General features: G+C 74.3%; 17 protein-coding genes and 1 pseudogene. 13 read left to right on the top strand and 5 right to left on the bottom strand.

Annotated elements, in window-relative coordinates; all coding sequences use genetic code 11:
- Positions 1 to 7: 7 nt before the first annotated feature.
- The 5 genes from ACBR40_RS06305 to ACBR40_RS06285 are packed head-to-tail and all read left to right on the top strand — an operon-like array spanning position 8 to position 4,928.
- Positions 8 to 811 (top strand): ABC transporter permease, encoded by an 804-nt coding sequence (locus ACBR40_RS06305; protein ID WP_371247831.1) that lies wholly within the window; start codon positions 8 to 10, stop codon positions 809 to 811.
- Positions 808 to 1,287, top strand: coding sequence for an ATP-binding cassette domain-containing protein (locus ACBR40_RS06300; protein ID WP_371247830.1), 480 nt, complete (start codon positions 808 to 810; stop codon positions 1,285 to 1,287). Before ACBR40_RS06305 ends, ACBR40_RS06300 begins: the two co-directional genes overlap by 4 nt.
- The gene (locus ACBR40_RS06295; RefSeq protein ID WP_371247829.1) at positions 1,188 to 2,387 is read left to right on the top strand and encodes an ATP-binding cassette domain-containing protein; all 1,200 of its coding nucleotides are present in this window, start codon (positions 1,188 to 1,190) and stop codon (positions 2,385 to 2,387) included. Before ACBR40_RS06300 ends, ACBR40_RS06295 begins: the two co-directional genes overlap by 100 nt.
- Before the next feature lies 1 nt (position 2,388).
- A complete protein-coding gene (locus ACBR40_RS06290; protein WP_371247828.1) occupies positions 2,389 to 3,567 on the top strand; it encodes an SfnB family sulfur acquisition oxidoreductase in 1,179 nt (392 codons plus the stop codon).
- Entirely contained in the window at positions 3,564 to 4,928 is a 1,365-nt protein-coding gene (locus ACBR40_RS06285; RefSeq protein WP_371247827.1) for an LLM class flavin-dependent oxidoreductase, read from the top strand. Before ACBR40_RS06290 ends, ACBR40_RS06285 begins: the two co-directional genes overlap by 4 nt.
- 16 nt (positions 4,929 to 4,944) lie before the next feature.
- On the opposite strand, the gene ACBR40_RS06280 is transcribed toward ACBR40_RS06285, so the two are convergent.
- Positions 4,945 to 5,961 (bottom strand): LLM class flavin-dependent oxidoreductase, encoded by a 1,017-nt coding sequence (locus ACBR40_RS06280; protein WP_371247826.1) that lies wholly within the window; start codon positions 5,959 to 5,961, stop codon positions 4,945 to 4,947.
- 138 nt (positions 5,962 to 6,099) lie between these two features.
- Between ACBR40_RS06280 and ACBR40_RS06275 the strand changes: the two genes are divergently transcribed.
- The 4 genes from ACBR40_RS06275 to ACBR40_RS06260 are packed head-to-tail and all read left to right on the top strand — an operon-like array spanning position 6,100 to position 9,467.
- On the top strand, positions 6,100 to 6,849 hold the full coding sequence (locus tag ACBR40_RS06275; RefSeq protein ID WP_371247825.1) for a GNAT family N-acetyltransferase: 750 nt from the start codon (positions 6,100 to 6,102) through the stop codon (positions 6,847 to 6,849).
- The gene (locus ACBR40_RS06270) at positions 6,846 to 7,712 is read left to right on the top strand and encodes an amino acid ABC transporter permease (RefSeq protein ID WP_371247824.1); all 867 of its coding nucleotides are present in this window, start codon (positions 6,846 to 6,848) and stop codon (positions 7,710 to 7,712) included. The genes ACBR40_RS06275 and ACBR40_RS06270 overlap by 4 nt, the downstream gene beginning before the upstream one ends.
- The gene (locus ACBR40_RS06265; protein ID WP_344207803.1) at positions 7,709 to 8,470 is read left to right on the top strand and encodes an amino acid ABC transporter ATP-binding protein; all 762 of its coding nucleotides are present in this window, start codon (positions 7,709 to 7,711) and stop codon (positions 8,468 to 8,470) included. The genes ACBR40_RS06270 and ACBR40_RS06265 overlap by 4 nt, the downstream gene beginning before the upstream one ends.
- Positions 8,471 to 8,489: 19 nt before the next feature.
- Positions 8,490 to 9,467 carry an ABC transporter substrate-binding protein gene (locus ACBR40_RS06260; protein WP_371247823.1) on the top strand — a complete coding sequence of 326 codons (978 nt, stop codon included), beginning with the start codon at positions 8,490 to 8,492 and terminating at the stop codon, positions 9,465 to 9,467.
- Here ACBR40_RS06260 and cobF read toward each other — a convergent pair.
- Entirely contained in the window at positions 9,430 to 10,218 is a 789-nt protein-coding gene (gene cobF / locus ACBR40_RS06255; RefSeq protein WP_371247822.1) for a precorrin-6A synthase (deacetylating), read from the bottom strand. The genes ACBR40_RS06260 and cobF overlap by 38 nt on opposite strands.
- A 63-nt stretch (positions 10,219 to 10,281) precedes the next feature.
- Between cobF and ACBR40_RS06250 the strand changes: the two genes are divergently transcribed.
- The 4 genes and pseudogenes from ACBR40_RS06250 (at position 10,282) to ACBR40_RS06235 (ending at position 13,497) form a co-directional block, all read left to right on the top strand.
- Complete coding sequence (locus ACBR40_RS06250) at positions 10,282 to 10,671, top strand: pyridoxamine 5'-phosphate oxidase family protein (protein WP_344207806.1); 390 nt, start codon at positions 10,282 to 10,284, stop codon at positions 10,669 to 10,671.
- A complete protein-coding gene (gene cbiE / locus ACBR40_RS06245; protein ID WP_371247821.1) occupies positions 10,668 to 11,876 on the top strand; it encodes a precorrin-6y C5,15-methyltransferase (decarboxylating) subunit CbiE in 1,209 nt (402 codons plus the stop codon). The genes ACBR40_RS06250 and cbiE overlap by 4 nt, the downstream gene beginning before the upstream one ends.
- Positions 11,873 to 12,610: pseudogene (cobM, locus tag ACBR40_RS06240) on the top strand (precorrin-4 C(11)-methyltransferase); the annotation flags it as partial. The gene cbiE and the pseudogene cobM, both read left to right, overlap by 4 nt.
- 122 nt (positions 12,611 to 12,732) lie before the next feature.
- The gene (locus ACBR40_RS06235) at positions 12,733 to 13,497 is read left to right on the top strand and encodes a cobalt-precorrin-6A reductase (protein WP_371247819.1); all 765 of its coding nucleotides are present in this window, start codon (positions 12,733 to 12,735) and stop codon (positions 13,495 to 13,497) included.
- Here ACBR40_RS06235 and cobJ read toward each other — a convergent pair.
- The 3 genes from cobJ to cobG are packed head-to-tail and all read right to left on the bottom strand — an operon-like array spanning position 13,488 to position 17,005.
- Complete coding sequence (gene cobJ / locus ACBR40_RS06230) at positions 13,488 to 14,963, bottom strand: precorrin-3B C(17)-methyltransferase (protein WP_371247818.1); 1,476 nt, start codon at positions 14,961 to 14,963, stop codon at positions 13,488 to 13,490. The two genes, ACBR40_RS06235 and cobJ, sit on opposite strands and share 10 nt — an antisense overlap.
- A gap of 6 nt (positions 14,964 to 14,969) precedes the next feature.
- Positions 14,970 to 15,590 (bottom strand): precorrin-8X methylmutase, encoded by a 621-nt coding sequence (locus ACBR40_RS06225; protein ID WP_371247817.1) that lies wholly within the window; start codon positions 15,588 to 15,590, stop codon positions 14,970 to 14,972.
- Positions 15,587 to 17,005 carry a precorrin-3B synthase gene (cobG, locus tag ACBR40_RS06220; RefSeq protein WP_371247816.1) on the bottom strand — a complete coding sequence of 473 codons (1,419 nt, stop codon included), beginning with the start codon at positions 17,003 to 17,005 and terminating at the stop codon, positions 15,587 to 15,589. The genes ACBR40_RS06225 and cobG overlap by 4 nt, the downstream gene beginning before the upstream one ends.
- Positions 17,006 to 17,014: the final 9 nt, after the last annotated feature.

Below are 17,014 nucleotides of genomic sequence, written 5' to 3'. Positions count from 1 at the left end.
AGGCCGCGTGAACCGGATCGGCGTGTGGCTCGCCGCGGCCGTCCTGGCCGTGCTGGTCCTGGCCGCGCTGGCGCCGGGCCTGTTCACCGGCCAGGACCCGCTCGCCGTGGACAGCGCCGCCACCCTGAGGGCTCCCAGCGCCGCGCACCTGCTCGGCACCGACGAGAACGGCCGCGACGTGCTGGCCCGCATCGTGCACGGCACGCGCGCCTCGCTGCTGCTCGGCTTCGGCGCGATCGCCGTCGCCCTGGTCTTCGGCGGGCTGCTCGGCCTGGCCGCCGGGCTCGGCAACCGGCTCGTCGAGAACGTCATCATGCGCCTGTCCGACGTCGGCATGGCCTTCCCCGAGCTGCTGCTCGCCCTCGTCGTCATCACCGTGGCGGGCGGCGGCACCGCCAATGCCGTCCTCGCCATCGGTGTGGCCAACATCCCCTCCTACGCCCGTCTCGTCCGCGCCCAGACGCTGGCCATCCGCCGGGCGAGCTACGTCGAGGCGGCGTACGCGCTGGGCCTGCCGGCCCGGCGCGTGATCCTGCGGCACGTGCTGCCGAACGCCGTCAAACCCGTGCTCATCCTGGCCACCATCGGCGTCGGCACCGCCCTGGTGGCCGGCTCGGCGCTGAGCTTTCTCGGGCTCGGCACGCCGCCGCCGGAGCCCGAATGGGGCTCCATGCTGTCCACCGCCCGCAACTTCATCTCGCGGGCCTGGTGGTACGGCCTCTTCCCCGGCCTGGCGATCACGCTGACGGTGATCAGCGTGACCGTGGTCGGCCGGGCGCTCAGACTGCGATCGGAAGGGAGGACCGGGTGAGCCTGGTCAAGGTGGACGACCTGCGGGTCGCCTTCGGCGTGACGCCCGTGGTGCACGGGGTGTCGTTCGAGATCGGGACAGGGGAGTGCCTGGCCCTGGTGGGGGAGTCCGGCTCCGGCAAGAGCGTCACCGCCCGCACCCTGGTCGGCCTCACCGGCGGCGGCGCCCGCGTCACCGCCGGCGAGCTGACCTTCGACGGGCAGGACCTGACCCGCCTGCGCGAGCGCGGCTGGCGGCGCCTGCGCGGCGGCCGCATCGGCTTCGTGCTCCAGGACGCCCTGGTCTCGCTGGACCCGCTGCGCAAGGTCGGCAAGGAGAGATCGAGGAGGTCCTGGCCGCCCACACCGATCTGCCGGGCGCGGCCAGGAGGTCCAGGGTGCTGGAGCTGCTCGACTCCGTGGGGGTGCCCGAGCCGGAGTTGCGGGCCGGACAGCTCCCGCACGAGCTGTCCGGCGGCCTGCGCCAGCGCGCGCTGATCGCCGCCGCGCTGGCCGCCGGCCCCGAGCTGATCATCGCGGACGAGCCCACCACGGCCCTGGACGTCACGATCCAGGCGCAGGTGCTGGACCTGCTGGCCCGGATCAAGGCGGAGGGCACCTCGCTGCTGGTGATCAGCCACGACCTGGCCGTGGTGGCCCGGCTGGCCGACCGGGTGGCCGTCATGAAGGACGGAGTGATCGTCGAGCAGGGACCCACCGCCCAGGTGCTGGGCGAGCCCGCCCACGACTACACCAAGCGGCTCCTGCGCGCGATCCCGGCCGAGCACACCAAGGGCACCCGCCTGTCGGGCACCGCCCCGGACGGGGGTGTCCCGCCACGGCCGGTCGCGGGCGAGGTCGTGCTGCGCGCCCGGGGCGTCGGCAAGTCCTTCGGCGGCCGGGCCGCCGTGCGGGAGGTGTCCTTCGCGCTGCGCGCCGCCGAGACGCTCGGCATCGTCGGCGAGTCCGGCTCGGGCAAGACCACCACGGCCAGGATCGCGCTCGGCCTCACCCCGCCCGACACCGGCACGGTCGAGATCCACGGCCGGCCGTGGACGCGCGGCGACCGCGCGCAGCGCCGCGACGTCCAGGTCGTCTACCAGGACACCCTGGCCTCCTTCGACCCCCGTTACACCGTGGCGAAGGTGCTCGCCGAGGCCCTGGCCGTGGCGGGCGTGCCGCGCGAGCACCGCCGCGCCCGCTCCGTCGAGCTGCTGGAGCTGGTGGGACTCGGCGCCGAGCATCTGAGCCGCCGGCCGCTGAAGCTGTCCGGCGGGCAGCGGCAGCGGGTGGCCATCGCGCGGGCCCTGGCCCCGTCGCCGTCGGTGATCGTGTGCGACGAGCCGGTGTCCGCGCTCGACGTGTCGGTGCAGGCGCAGGTCCTCGACCTGCTGGAGGACGTGCAACGGGAGACGGGCGTGGCCTACCTGTTCATCTCCCACGACCTGGGCGTGGTCCACCACCTGTGCGACCGGGTGCTGGTCATGAAGGACGGGAGCGTGGTGGAGGAGGGGCCGGTCGGGACGGTCTTCAGCGAGCCCGCGCACCCGTACACGAAGGAACTGGTGGCGGCGATCCCGAGACTGGCGGCGGCGTGACATGGCACATGTGATCAAGACCGACGACGAGGCGATCGCGGTCGCCCGCGAGCTGGCCGCGAGCTTCGCGGCGGGGGCCGCGCGGCGTGACGCCGAGCGGGTCCTGCCCGTGGCCGAGATCGAGGCGCTGTCGGACAGCGGCCTGCTCGGCATCACCGTCCCCGCCGAGCACGGCGGGGCCGGCGTGCGCACCGCCACGCTCGGCGCCGTCATCAGGGAGCTGTCGGCCGCCGACGCCAGCATCGGTCAGATCCCGCAGAACCACTTCTGGTACCTCGACTCGCTGCGCGAGCACGGCACACCCGGCCAGCAGGCGTTCTTCTACGCCGAGGTCCTCGCCGGGGCCCGCCTCGGCAACGCCGCGGTGGACGCCCGAGGCCCCGGCGGCGAACGCGAGCGCGCCGTCCTGCGCCCGCACGACGGCGGCTACCTCATCTCCGGCCGCAAGATCTACTCGACCGGCGCGCTGTTCGCGCACTGGATCCCGGTGACCGCGCTCGACGAGGACGCGCACAGCGTCGCCTTCGTGCCGCGCGACGCGCCCGGCCTCAGCGTCGTGGACGACTGGGACGGCTTCGGCCAGCGGACCACGGCCAGCGGCACCGTCGTGCTCCGCGACGTGTTCGTGCCGGCCGGCCACGTCATGCCGGTGCGGCGCGACGACGTCAGCACCTTCCGCAGCTTCGGCCTGCTCATCCACGCGGCCATCGACACCGGCATCGCGGAGGGGGCGCTCGCCGACGCCGCCGCCTTCCTGCGCGGCTACACCAAGGGCGGCTGGCCGGGCTCCGAGGCGGAGAAGGTGGTCGAGGACCCGGTCGTCGTGCAGCTCTTCGGCGAGCTGGCCGTGCTGACCAGGGCCGCCCGCGCGCTGCTGGAGAGCGCCGGCGACGCCGTGGACCGGGCCAGGTCGGCCTCGCCCGAGGAGTTCCCCGCCCTAGCGGCGGAGGCGGCCGTCGCCATGTCCGCCGCCCGCGCGCAGGCCGACCGCGCCGCCAACCGGGTGAGCGCCGAATGGTTCGAGCTGGCCGGGGCCAGCGCCGCCCGCGCCCCGCTCGGCCTGGACCGGCACTGGCGCAACGCCCGCACCCACACCGTCCACGACCCGCGGCGCGCGAAGGTGCACGACGTGGGCAACTACCACCTCAACGGCATCGCCCCCAGGAGCTTTCCTCGATGAGCGGCATCATCCACTTCAACCTGTTCGAGATGAACTGCGTCGGCCACATCCAGCACGGCCTGTGGACCCACCCGGCCAACAACCGCCACCGCTACACCGACCTGGAGTACTGGACGGACCTGGCCAGGCTGCTGGAACGCGGCCTGTTCGACGCCGTCTTCCTGGCCGACGTGGTCGGGACCTACGACCGCTACCGCGGCGGGCCCGAGACCGCCATCCGCGAGGCCGTGCAGATCCCCGCCAACGACCCGCTGCTCGTGGTGCCCGCCATGGCCGCCGTGACCCAGCACCTGGGGTTCGCGGTGACGTTCTCCACCACGTACGAGCCGCCGTTCGCGCACGCCCGCCGGATGTCCACCCTCGACCACCTCACCAAGGGCCGCGTCGCCTGGAACGTCGTCACCTCCTACCTGCGCAGCGCCGCCCGCAACTTCGGCCTCGACGACGAGATCGAGCACGACCTGCGCTACGAGATCGCCGAGGAGTACCTGGAGGTGCTCTACAAGCTGTGGGAGGGCAGCTGGGAGGACGGCGCCGTGATCCGCGACCGGGAGCGGCACGTCTACACCGACCCGGACAAGGTGCACGCCGTCGACCACGTCGGCAAGCACTTCCGGGTGGCCGGGCCGCACCTGTCGGAGCCGTCGCCGCAGCGCACCCCCGTTCTGTACCAGGCGGGCAACTCCGACCGCGGCAAGGAGTTCGCGGCCCGGCACGCCGAGGCCGTCTTCACCGGCGCCGGGTCCCTGGAGGCGCTGCGCGACGACATCGCCGACACCCGCCGCCGCGCCGCCGCCTACGGCCGCGACCCCGCCCACATCACCTTCTTCCCCAGCGCCTCGGTCATCGTGGCGCGTACGCAGCACGAGGTGGACGCCAAGATCGCCGACCTGCAGCGGCACATCCGCCCAGAAGGCTTCCTCGCGCAGCGCGGCAGCGGCATCGACCTGGCCGCCTACGACCCGGACGAGCCGATCGACGACATCGTGGCGCGCGGCGGCGACTTCACCGAGCGGGCCGTGCGCCCGCTGGTGGGCCGCGGCCTGCGGGTGCGTGACGTGCTGGAGTCCGTGGGCCGCATCGGGCAGGGCCCGTTCTTCGTCGCCGGCACCCCGGAACGGGTCGCGGACGAGATCGAGCGCTGGGCGGACGAGACGGGGGCGACCGGGTTCAACCTCATGCAGTACCTGTCGCCGGGCACGGCCGAGGACTTCATCGAGCTGGTCGTGCCCGAGCTGCAGCGCCGGGGCCGCTACCGCACCTCCTACGAGGACGCGACGCTGCGCGAACGCCTGCTCGGCCCGGGCGTCCACCGGCTGCCCGACAGTCATCCCGGCGCGGCCTATCGGCTTCACGGGTGACGGCGGGCCGAGGCGGTCAGGCGGGGCGCCAGCCGAGCTCGGGCCCCAGCCGGGTGGCGATGTCGGTGAGGATCTGCACGTAGTCCTCGTGGTCGAAGGTGAACGGCAGCGCGAACGCCACCTCGTCGATCTCCTGGAAGGCGGCGTGCGCGTACAGTTGCTCGGCGATCTCGGCGGAGCTGCCGACGAGGTCGGGCGCGAACATCATGCGGGCCGGGCCTTGCGGCGTGGCGGTGCGGGGCAGACGCTTGCCGGCGTACTCCTTGTACTTGGCCCGCTGCTCCAGTGTGGCCGAGTCCGTCGGGATGACGACCAGCCCCTGCGAGACGCGGGCCCGCTCGCCGTCCGGATGACGGGCACGGAACTCCCGTACGTGCGAGAGCTGGATCCGCTCGAAGTCCTCCGACTCCTCCGCCTTCACCACGCTGCTGGTCAGGAAGTTCATGCCGTGCTCGCCCGCCCATCGGGCCGAGCGCAGGCTGGCGCCGCCGTACCACATGCGGGCGCCCAGGCCGGGCGAGTGGGGCTGCACCCGGTCGGAGAAGACCTCGAAGCCCTCCGCCCCGCTGAAGGCGGTGGCCGGCTCGCCGCGTACGTAGGACAGCAGCCGCCGCACCCGTTCGTGGCTGAAGTCCTGAAGGTCGGCGGTGCCGGGGTGGAGCGCGTCCTTGATCTGGTCGTAGTGGAGCGGCGGGCCGACGCTGACGCCGGGGTTGAGCCGGCCGCCGGACAGGATGTCCACGGTGGCCAGGTCCTCGGCCAGCCGCAGCGGGTTCTCCCAGCCGAGGGGGATGACCGCCGTGCCCAGCTCGATGCGGGTGGTGCGCTGGGAGGCCGCCGCCAGGACCGCGATCGGGGAGGAGATGCCGTACTGCAGGTGGCGGTGCCGCACCCACGCGCTGTCGAAGCCGAGCCGCTCACCCAGCTCGATGATCCGCAACGTCGACTCGTGTCCCGGACGCGGGTCGTCCCCGTCGAACAGCCCGATGGTCAGGAAACCCAGCTTGCGCAGAGGTCGCGTGGGCAGGGGCATGGCCCTTCCTCTCTCCTCAACATTACCTATCAAGATAGTAGGTTATGCCAAAAACCAACTAAACAAGTAGGGCTTGACGGTTTTAGGGCTTTGTGTTGAGCTGATGGCGGCTGACGGACGTGAGAAAGGCCCCGGCTCATGCATGTGGAGTCCCGTCCCTTATCGATCCCGCCCCTGCCGGTCGCCGGCTTCGACCCGCTGGACGACCCGGTGCGGGCCTCGCTGCTCGGGGCGCACGCGCACCTCGCGGAGCGGCGCGGCCGGGTGCTGCGCTACCCCCTCGACGTGGCCCCGTTCCTGTCGATGCCGCACGACCCGGGCCCCGCCGACTGGCAGGACGCGGCGGCGCTGGCGGGCGAGGGCGGCGACGTGCCGCTGACCGGCGCGGCGCCGGCGCCGCCGCCGGGCTGGGAGGAGGCGGCGAGCATTCCCGGCGTCCAGCTCACCGGCGAGCACGTCGCGGGGAAGCACGACCCCGATGTGGTACGGCTGGGGGCGGCGGACGTGCCCGAGATGCTCGACCTCGTCGCGCGGACCAGGCCGGGCCCGTTCCGGCCGCGTACCGTCGAGCTCGGCGTCTACCTCGGCATCCGGCACGGCGGCGCGCTGGTGGCCATGGCGGGGGAGCGGCTGCACCCGCCGGGCTGGACCGAGATCAGCGCCGTCTGCACCGATCCGGCCCACCAGGGACGGGGGCTGGCGACCCGGCTGGTGCTCGCGGTCGCCGCCGGCATCCGCGATCGCGGCGAGACGCCGTTCCTGCACGCCTCCGCCGCCAACACGCACGCGATCGGCCTGTACGAGCGGCTCGGCTTCCGCCTGCGCCGCACCACCGAGTTCCGCACCGTACGGGTTCCCGCGCACGGCCGGAACGGGGGCGGCTCATGACGTTGCCCGAGGTCCAGGCCCCCGTCCAGCAGGAGGCGGACCGGCCGCTGGAGGTGGTGACCGCCCGCCGCCCGCTGCGCTGGCTGGCCGCGGCCGGCGTGCTCGTGGTGCTGGCCATGGCCGCCAGCGCCCTGATCACCAACCCCGCCTGGGAGTGGGAGGTGGTCGGGCAGTATTTGTTCGCGCCGTCGGTGGTGCGCTCGGTGCTGCTCACGCTGGAGCTGACCGCGCTCGGCATCGGGCTCGGCTTCGCCCTCGGCACCGTGCTGGCGCTGATGCGCCTGTCGCCCAACCGGCTGCTGTCGTCGGTGGCCTTCGGCTACGTGTGGCTGTTCCGGTCGGTGCCGCTCATCCTGCAACTGCTGTTCTGGTACAACCTGGCGCTGCTCTACCCGCGGCTGTCGGTCGGGGTGCCGTTCGGCCCGGCGTTCTTCGACTTCGGCACGATGGACCTGATCAGCCCGCTGACGGCGGCGGTGCTCGGGCTGGCGCTGCACCAGGCCGCCTACGCCGCCGAGATCGTCCGCGGCGGGCTGCTGTCGGTGGACCACGGGCAGCGGGAGGCGGCCGCGGCCCTCGGGCTGCCCCCGGCGCGGCGGCTGTTCCGGATCATCCTGCCGCAGGCCATGCGGACGATCGTCCCCAACGCCGGCAACGAGATCATCGGCCTGGTCAAGGGCACCTCGGTCGTCTACATCATGGCGCTGCCCGAGCTGTTCTACCAGGTCCAGGTGATCTACAACCGCAACGGCCGGGTGATGGCGCTGCTGCTGGTCGCGGCCGTCTGGTACCTGGTCCTGACCACCGCCCTGTCGATCGTCCAGCACTACGTGGAACGGCACTACGGCAAGGGGCGCGCATGAACGCGATGGTCGAGCTGCGCGGCGTCCACAAGAGCTTCGGCCCGCTGCACGTGCTGCGCGGCGTGGACCTCGACGTGGCCCACGGCCAGGTGCTGGTCGTCCTGGGACCGTCCGGGTCCGGCAAGTCCACCCTGCTGCGCGTGATCAACCACCTGGAGAAGGTCGACCGCGGCTCGGTGCGGGTGGACGGGCGGCTGCTCGGCTACCGGCAGGCCGGCGACCGCCTGCACGAGCTGCCCGAACGCGAGGTGCTGCGCCAGCGCACCCAGATCGGCTTCGTCTTCCAGTCCTTCAACCTGTTCCCGCACCTCACGGTCCGGCAGAACGTCACCGAGGCGCCCCTGTCGGCGCAGCGCAGGCCGCGCGCCGAGGTCGAGCCGCTGGCCGAGCGGCTGCTGGCCCGCGTCGGCCTGGCCGGCAAGGCCGACGCCTACCCGCGCACCCTGTCGGGCGGGCAGCAGCAGCGCGTCGCCATCGCCCGCGCGCTCGCCCTCGAACCCAAGCTGCTGCTGTTCGACGAGCCGACCTCCGCGCTCGACCCCGAGCTGGTGGGCGAGGTGCTCGACGTCATCAGGGACCTCGCCCGCGCCGGCACCACCATGATCGTGGTCACCCACGAGATCGGGTTCGCCCGCGAGGCGGCCGACGCGGTGGCGTTCATGGACGCCGGCCGCGTCGTCGAGCTCGGCCCGCCCGCCCAGGTCCTCGACGCCCCCGTGCACGAGCGCACCCGCGCCTTCCTCGCCAAGGTCCTCTGACACCCCAAGGACGACAGACATGCGCGCTTCGCCCCTGCCCCTCCTCCTCGCCGCCTCCGTCCTCGCCGTCCTCGCCGCCTGCGGCGCCGAACCGGCACTCGACGCGCCGGCCTCCTCCGCCCCCGTGGTCGCCGGCAAGAAGATCAACCTGAGCCCGGAGCAGAACCGGGTGCGGACCGCGAAGGTCGCGGCCACCGCCGCCAAGGTGCCGAAGGAGATCGCCGCCGACGGCAAGCTCACCGTCGGCTTCAGCGCCGGCGGCGCGCCCCCGCTGGTGTCCCCGGCCACCGACGACACCACCCTCATCGGCGTCGAGACCGACCTCGCCCAGCTCGTCGCCGACGTGCTGGGCCTGGAGTTCACCCCGCAGTCCAGCTCCTGGGAGAACCTGTTCCTGGCCGCCAAGTCCAGCAAGTACGAGGCCGTCTTCAGCAACGTCACCGTCACCGAGGAACGCAAGGACACCTACGACTTCGCCACCTACCGCATCGACCAGCTCGCCTGGCAGGTGCCCGACAACAGCCCCGTCAAGGCGATCAAGGGGCCCGCCGACATCGCCGGGCTGCGCGTGTCGGTCGGCGCCGGCACCAACCAGGAGAAGATCCTGCTCGACTGGGACAAGCAGAACCGCGCCGCCGGCCGCGAGCCGGTCGAGATCCTCTACTACGAGAGGTACGGCGACGTGCTGCTCGCCCTGAAGTCGGGCCGCGTGCAGGCGTACTTCGGCCCCAACCCGAACATCGCCTACAACATCGCCGTCAGCGGCGGCTCGCGCATCGTGGGCACGTTCTCGGGGGCGGGGCCGGACCTGCAGGGACTCATCGCCGCCATGACCAAGAAGGGCAACGGCCTGGTGCAGCCCCTCAACGAGGCGCTGAACACCGTCATCCGGAACGGCACGTACCAGCAGGTGCTGGAGCGGTGGGGGCTGGCCAACGAGGCCGTCCCGGAGTCGCGGATCAACCCGCCCGGCCTGCCCCGCCAGCCGGCTTCGTGAACGGCCCCGGCGTGCGGCGCAGCAGGTAGGTGTCCATGATCCAGCCCTTGCGGGCGCGGGCCTCGGCGCGCAGCTCGCGGATGCGGTCGCCGACCTCGGACACCGGCCCCGACACCAGGATCTCGTCCGGCGTGCCGAGGTAGGCGCCCCAGTAGATGTGGAAGTCGTCGAGCCCCGCGAACGAGCAGTGGGCGTCGAGCATGACCACCACGTCGTCGGCGGTGGGGCCGTGCTCGGCCAGGCGGCGGCCCGTGGTGAGGTGGGTGGGCCGGCCGACCTGGGTGAGGCCGACGCGGTGGCGGGCGGTGAGCGCGGCCACGCTGCTGATGCCGGGGACGACCTCGACGTCGAAGGCGACGTTCCCGCGCTGGAGGATCTCGTCGAGGATGGCGAGCGTGCTGTCGTAGACGGCCGGGTCGCCCCACACCAGGAACGCGCCGGTCTCGCCGTCGGCCAGCTCGTCGCGGATGAGCGCCTCGCAGGCGAGCGCGCGGCGCGAGCGCCAGTCCTCGACGGCGGCGGTGTAGGCGGGGGAGTCGCGGTCGCGCTCCGGGTCGCGGGCCTCGGCGATCCGGTACGGCTTCCGGCCGTGCTCGGCGATGAAGTCGAGGCGGAGCTGGACCAGCTCGTGCTTGACCTCGCCCTTGTCGACGACGAAGAACACGTCCGTGGCGGCGATGGCCTTGACCGCCTGGAGGGTGAGATGGTCGGGGTCGCCCGCGCCGATCCCGATGACGAGGAGCCGCTTCATCCGGCAAAGTCTGCCAGATGGGCAGATATACGATATCCAGCGCACATCGCGTAGAGGAGAATCGTGAACCTGGCTGAGCAGGGCGACGCCTTCGCCGCCTTCTGGCAGGAGCGGCACCTGTGCACGCTCGCCACCGCCCGCCCCGACGGCCGTCCGCCGCACGTCGTGCCGGTGGGCGCGACGCTGGACCTGGCCGCCGGGATCGCCAGGGTGATCACCTCGGGCACCTCGTACAAGGCCAGGCTGATCGGCCCGGCGGGCGCGCCGGTCGCGCTGTGCCAGGTGGACGGCCGCCGCTGGTCGACGCTGGAGGGGCTGGCCGTCGTGCGGACCGAGCCGGAGCAGGTGGCCGAGGCGGAGCGCCGCTACGCCGCCCGGTACAAGCCGCCCCGGGTCAACCCGTCGCGGGTGGTCGTGGAGATCCAGGTGACGCGCGTGCTGGGCAACGTGTGATCACGGTCGTCGGGATCGGCGCCGACGGCTGGGACGGGCTGGCTCCGGCCTCGCGGCGGGCGGTGGAGGCGGCCGGCGTGCTCATGGGCGGCCCGCGGCAGCTCGACCTCGTCCCCGGCTCGGAGGCCGAACGGGTGGCCTGGCCGTCCCCGCTGCTGCCCGCGCTGCCCGCGCTCCTCGACCGGTACGCCGGCCGCGAGGTGTGCGTGCTGGCCAGCGGCGACCCCATGTTCCACGGCATCGGCTCGACGCTGGTGCGGCTGCTCGGGGCGGAGCGCGTACGGGTGCTGCCGCACGTGTCGTCCCTGTCGCTGGCCTGCGCCCGGCTCGGCTGGCCGGTCGAGCGGGTGGAGGTCGTCAGCCTGGTCGGCCGCCCGCCCGCGGCGCTCGCCGCCGCGCTCGCGCCCGGCCGCCGGGTCGTCGTGCTCGGCGCGCGGCCCGACTCCCCGTCCGTGGTCGCGGAACTGCTTGTCAGCCACGGGTACGGCCCCAGCGCGATGACGGTGCTGTCGGACCTGGGCGCGCGGCAGGAGTCCGAGCTGCGGGGCACGGCGGAGGGCTGGAGGGCCGCCGAGGTGTCCCCGCTGCACGTGATCGCCGTCGAGTGCGCCCCGGCCCCGGACGCGGAGCCGCTGAGCCGGGTGCCCGGGCTGCCGGACGGCGCGTACGAGCACGACGGGCAGCTCACCAAACGGGAGGTCCGCGCCGTCAGCCTGTCCCGCCTGGCCCCGATGCCGGGCGAGCTGCTGTGGGACGTCGGCGCGGGCGCGGGCAGCATCGCCGTCGAATGGATGCGCAGCCACCCGTCGTGCGCGGCCGTCGCGATCGAGAGCAGGCCCGACCGGGCCGCCGCCGTACGCCGCAACGCCGAGCGGCTGGGCGTGCCGTCGCTGCGCGTCGTGGAGGGCAGGGCGCCCGGGGCGCTGGACGGGCTGCCCGCGCCGGACGCGGTGTTCGTCGGCGGCGGCGCGACCGCGCCCGGCCTGCTGGAACGGTGCTGGTCGGCGCTGCGGCCCGGCGGCCGGCTGGTCGTCAACGCCGTCACCCTGGAGTCCGAGGCCGTGCTCGCGCACTGGTACGGCAGGCTCGGCGGCGACCTGGTGCGGCTCGGCGTCCAGCGGGCCGCGCCGGTGGGCGGGTTCACCGGCTGGCGGGCGGCCATGCCGGTGACCGTGTGGTCGATCACGAGGAAGGACTCACCGTGACCGTGTACTTCGTCGGAGCCGGTCCCGGCGCCGCCGACCTGATCACGCTGCGCGGCCTGCGGCGGCTGGAGTCGTCGCCGGTCTGCCTGTACGCCGGGTCGCTGGTGCCACGGGAGCTGCTCGACGCCTGCCCGCCGGGGGCGAGGCTGGTGGACACGGCCGATCTGACGCTCGACGAGATCATCGCCGAGCTGGCCGCCGCGCACCGCGACGGGCTCGACGTGACGCGGCTGCACTCGGGCGACCCTTCGGTGTTCAGCGCCGTGGCCGAGCAGATGCGCAGGCTGGACGCGCTCGGGGTGCCGTACGAGGTGGTGCCGGGGGTTCCGGCGTTCGCGGCGGCGGCGGCCTCGCTCGGCCGCGAGCTGACCGTGCCCGGCGTCGGGCAGACGGTCATCCTCACGCGTACCTCCGCCCGCGCCACGCCCATGCCGGACGGCGAGGACCTCGGCACTCTCGGCGCGAGCCGCGCCACGATGGTGCTGCACCTGGCCGTGCAGCGGATCGACGAGGTGGTGGCCGAGCTGGTGCCGACCTACGGGGAGGACTGCCCGGTGGCGGTCGTGGCACGGGCCAGCCGGGCCGACGAGGTGATCCTGCGCGGGACGCTGGCCGACATCGCCGGACAGGTCCACGAGGCCGGGATCCGGCGGACGGCGGTGATCGTCGTGGGGCGGGTGCTGGCGGCGACACAGTTCCCCGGCAGCCACCTCTACAGCGCGGCGAGGGACAGGCCGGGCAGGGATGGCGGCGCCGCCAGGGACGGTGGCGCGGTCAGGGATGGCGTGGCCAGCGATGGCGGCACGGCCGAGGACGGCGGCGCGGGCAGGGATGGCGGCGCGGGCGGGGACCGGGCGTGCGGCGGGTCCTGATTCTGGGCGGCACCGCCGAGGCTCGCGCGCTGGCCGCCGAGCTGGCCGCCGATCCCGCGCTGCACGTCGTGTCATCGCTGGCCGGGCGGGTCAGCAACCCGCGCCTGCCGGTGGGCGAGGTGCGCGAGGGCGGGTTCGGCGGCGCGGAGGGGCTGGCCGCCTGGCTGACGCGGGAACGGATCGACGTGCTCGTGGACGCCACGCACCCGTTCGCCGAGCGGATGACGGCCTCGGCGGCGGCGGCCTCGGCGGCGACCGGCGTGCCGCTGCTGGCGCTGCGCCGTCCGGGCTGGCGCGAAGGGCCGGGCGACGACTGGCTGCGGGTCGGCTCGTTGCCTGCGGCGGCCGACCTGCTGGTCAGCCGCGACTGGAGGGCCGGGGCCCCGGCGCCCGGCGAGGTGCGGGTCTTCCTCACCACCGGCCGCCGCAGCCTGCCGATCTTCGCGCCACTGCCGGGCGTGTGGCTGCTGGCCAGATCGGTGGACCCGCCCGAGCCGCCCGTCCCCGCGAACGCGTACGTCCTGCTCGACCGGGGACCGTACACCGTGGAGGGCGAGCGCGCCCTCATCCGCGAGCACCGCCTGGACGTGCTGGTGACCAAGGACAGCGGCGGCCGGATGACCACGGCCAAGCTCGTCGCGGCCCGCGAGGCCGGGCTGCCGGTGATCATGGTGGACCGGCCGCCACCGCCCCCGGGCGTCCGTACGGTGGACAACGTGGTGGCGGCGGTGGCCTGGGTTCAGGGGTAGCGGCGAGGGGTGTAGACGACGCCGTCGTTGACGCGGGTCGTGGAGGAGCCGACGATCAGCAGACAGCGCATGTCCACCTGGCCGGGGTCCAGCTCGCCGAGCGTCGTGACGGTGACGCTCTCCTCCGGGCCGCCGACGTCCCTGCCGATCACCACGGGGGTGTCCGGCGTCCGGTGCTCCAGCAAGAGGTCACGGGCGGCGCCGAGCTGCCACGTACGGCTGCGCGAGGCCGGGTTGTAGATCGCCAGCACCAGGTCGGCCCGCGCGGCGGCGCTCAGCCGGCCGGCCACCACCTCCCACGGCTTGAGCAGGTCGGACAGCGACAGCACGCAGTAGTCGTGGCCGAGCGGCGCGCCCGCCCTGGCGGCCACCGCCTGCGCGGCGGTCAGCCCGGGGACGACCCGCACCGGCACGCCGGGAAAGTCGGCGGCGGCCTCGAGCACGGCGCTGGCCATGGCGAACACGCCCGGGTCGCCGGACGACACGACCGCCACGCGGGCCCCGTCGCGGGCCAGCTCCAGCGCGTGCCTGGCCCGCTCCGCCTCGACCCGGTTGTCCGTGCGGTGGCGGCGCTGGCGCGGGTTGGGGGCCACGCGGTCCACGTACGGGCCGTAGCCGACAAGGTCGGTCGCGGCGGCCAGCGCCTCCTGCGCCTCCGGCGTCAGCCACGGCCGCCCGGCCGGGCCCAGCCCGACCACGACCACCTCGCCCCGCCCCTCCGCCGCCGGACGTTCCGGGACGAACGTGCGCTCGGCCGGGCTCGCGAGCAGGGCCAGCGAGAAGTACGGGACGCCGGCCGGGTCCACGTCCTTGAGCGGCGCGACCCGCTCGGCGCCCATGGTGGCGCGCTCGACGTACCAGGCGTCGTCGAGCCGTCCCGCCTCGGCCAGCGCGTCGCGCACCTTGCCGAAGGTGCGGCCCAGCTTGAGCACGGCGGCGGAGTCGGTGTCGCGCAGCCGCTCGGCCAGCACGGGGGCGGGCAACGTGCCCGGCAGCACGGTCAGCACCTCGTCCCGCTCCACCAGCGGACGCCCCAGCACGGCGGAGGCTGCGCTGACCGAGGTGACGCCGGGCACCACCTCGGTGGGGTAGCGGTGGGCGAGGCGCTTGTGCAGGTGCATGTAGGAGCCGTAGAACAGCGGGTCGCCCTCGGCCAGCACCACCACCGTCCGGCCCGCGTCCAGGTGCGCGGCCAGCCGCTCGGCGCAGTCGGCGTAGAAGTCGTCGAGCGCGCCCTGGTAGCCGCCCGGGTGGTCGGTGGTCTCCGTGGTCAGCGGGTAGAGCAGCAGCTCCTCGACCTGACCCTCCCGCATGTACGGCAGCGCGATCGAACGGGCGATGCTGCGGCCGTGCCGGGCGGCGTGGTAGGCGATCACGTCGGCCTCGCCGATCAGCCGGGCCGTCTTGACCGTGACCAGCTCGGGGTCACCGGGACCGAGGCCGACCCCGTACAGGCGTCCTGTCAACGTCGTCTACTCCGTCTCATCCGCGATGGCGTTGACCGCCGCCGCCGTCATGGCACTGCCGCCGCGGCGGCCGTGCACCACCAGGTACTCCAGGTCGCTGCCGGCCAGCGCCTGCTTGGACTCGGCCGCGCCGATGAAGCCGACCGGGATGCCGAGCACGGCCGCCGGGCATCCCGCCCCCTCGGCGACCAGCTCCAGGAGGCGGAACAGCGCGGTCGGCGCGTTGCCGATCGCCACCACCGCGCCCTCCAGGCGGTCGCGCCACAGCTCAAGGGCGGCGGCGCTGCGGGTGGTGCCGAGCCGTTCGGCCAGCTCGGGCACGCGCGGGTCGCCCAGCGTGCAGAGCACCTCGTTGCCGGCGGGCAGCCTGCGCCTGGTCACGCCCGAGGCGACCATCATGGCGTCGCACAGCACGGGCGCGCCGCCGCGCAGCGCCTCGCGGGCCCGGACGACCGCCCCGGGCGACCAGGCCAGGTCGTCGACGAGGTCGGTCATGCCGCAGGCGTGGATCATGCGCACCGCCACCTGGGCCACCTCGGGCGGCAGGCCCGTGAGGTCGGTCTCGGCGCGGATGGTCGCGAACGAGCGCCGGTAGATCTCGGCGCCGTCGCGGATGTAGTCGCTCAAGGGTGGCGTTCCTCGTATCCGTTCGTGGTCGCGATCAGCTGGACGACCGGGCCGCGCGGCAGGCCGCAGCGGCGCTCGCAGCCCGCCCAGTGGACGGGGGTGGCGGGGGCGCGGTCCAGGCCCTCCACCCAGCGCCGGGCGTCCGCCCGTACGTCGGCGAGGGCCTTGGCGCAGCCGGGACGGCCGGTGCAGGCGGTGACGCCGGCCCAGGGGGAATCAGGGTCGGTGACGAGCCCCATGCCGTCGAGCGCCTTCCCGGCCCGGTCCGCCTCGGCGGGGGAGAGGTCCGGCAGCACGACGGTCCGCCAGGGCGTCAACCGCACGGCGTGACCGGTGTCCGCGAGCGCCAGGGCCTGGCCGGACGTCAACCGCCCAAGCGGCACGACGGCCTCGACGGCCACCCGCCCGTCCCGCTGCACCATCCGGCCCGCCGCTGGCCTGCCTGCACGGGGCGACGGGAGGCGGTCGGGACCGGGCAGCCGACGGGCCGGGGCTAGAACAGGAGGATTCGCGCCGCCGCCCAGGCGGGCCAGGTCCGGGACGGGCGGGTTTGCGCCGCCGCTCGGGCGGGCCGGGGCCGAGAGGGGCTGGTTCGCGTCGTCGGGCAGGCGGGCCGAGTCCGGGACGGGCTGGTACGCGCCGCCGCGCAGGCGGGCGGCGATTCGGGCCGGGCCGTCGTCCAGCTCGCGGACGCGCCAGGCGCGGTCATCGCCGGAGGGCAGCTCGTCGAGGAACGCCTCGGCGGCGTCGATCATGAGCGCGATCGCCGCGTCCGGCCCGGCGGTCAGTCCGGTGTCAGTTCCGGCGAGGAGCAGTCTCCCGGCCGCCGCGTGCGAGACGTCCGCGCCGAGCGCCGTCGCCGCATACGTGACGTCCGAGACGCCCGCGCCGAGCGCCGGCGTCGCATCCGAGGTGTCCGTGCCGAGCGCCGTCGCCGCGTACGTGACGTCCGCGCCGAGCCCGGCCACATCCCCCGTGCCGTCGTCCAGGGCGAACAGGAAGCGTCCCGGTAAGCCGGCCAGCCGTGGCCGCGCGCACAGGGCCAGGTCGAGGGCGTGGGCCATGGCCAGCACGTCCACCAGCCCGTCCGGGCCGCGTCCGCTCAGCGGTGAGGCCACGATGTTGCGGACCCGCTCGTGCGCGGGCGACGGCAGCAGCCCGGCCGTCGCGATCCGCCGGGCGAAGACGTCCGGCGATCGCAGGCCCCGCACCTGGACGTTGGCCCGCGACGTGAGCTCGATCACGTCCGCCCCCAGCTCGGCCGCGCAGGCGGCGAGCACGCGGAGCTGCGCGGCCGACACCGCGCCGCCGGGCAGGCGCACGCGGGCGAGCGGGCCGTCGGCGGCCTCGTGCACCTGCAGCGCCCCCGGACAGGCATCGGGACGCGTACGTCCGGGAAATTCACCTACGGGCACGAAGGGATC

Source organism: Nonomuraea sp. AD125B, assembly GCF_041402765.1.
GTDB lineage: Bacteria > Actinomycetota > Actinomycetes > Streptosporangiales > Streptosporangiaceae > Nonomuraea > Nonomuraea bangladeshensis.
The sequence above is the reverse complement of the archived record's forward strand: the minus strand, read 5'-3'. Positions and strand labels throughout refer to the sequence as shown.

What these genes read in the sequence shown, in the direction of transcription:
- ACBR40_RS06290 (WP_371247828.1), top strand. Translation starts at nt 2,389, where the DNA reads ATGGCACATGTGATCAAGACCGACGACGAGGCGATCGCGGTCGCCCGC.
- ACBR40_RS06285 (WP_371247827.1), top strand. Translation starts at nt 3,564, where the DNA reads ATGAGCGGCATCATCCACTTCAACCTGTTCGAGATGAACTGCGTCGGC.
- ACBR40_RS06280 (WP_371247826.1), bottom strand. Translation starts at nt 5,961, where the DNA reads ATGCCCCTGCCCACGCGACCTCTGCGCAAGCTGGGTTTCCTGACCATC.
- ACBR40_RS06275 (WP_371247825.1), top strand. Translation starts at nt 6,100, where the DNA reads ATGCATGTGGAGTCCCGTCCCTTATCGATCCCGCCCCTGCCGGTCGCC.
- ACBR40_RS06270 (WP_371247824.1), top strand. Translation starts at nt 6,846, where the DNA reads ATGACGTTGCCCGAGGTCCAGGCCCCCGTCCAGCAGGAGGCGGACCGG.
- ACBR40_RS06265 (WP_344207803.1), top strand. Translation starts at nt 7,709, where the DNA reads ATGAACGCGATGGTCGAGCTGCGCGGCGTCCACAAGAGCTTCGGCCCG.
- ACBR40_RS06260 (WP_371247823.1), top strand. Translation starts at nt 8,490, where the DNA reads ATGCGCGCTTCGCCCCTGCCCCTCCTCCTCGCCGCCTCCGTCCTCGCC.
- cobF (WP_371247822.1), bottom strand. Translation starts at nt 10,218, where the DNA reads ATGAAGCGGCTCCTCGTCATCGGGATCGGCGCGGGCGACCCCGACCAT.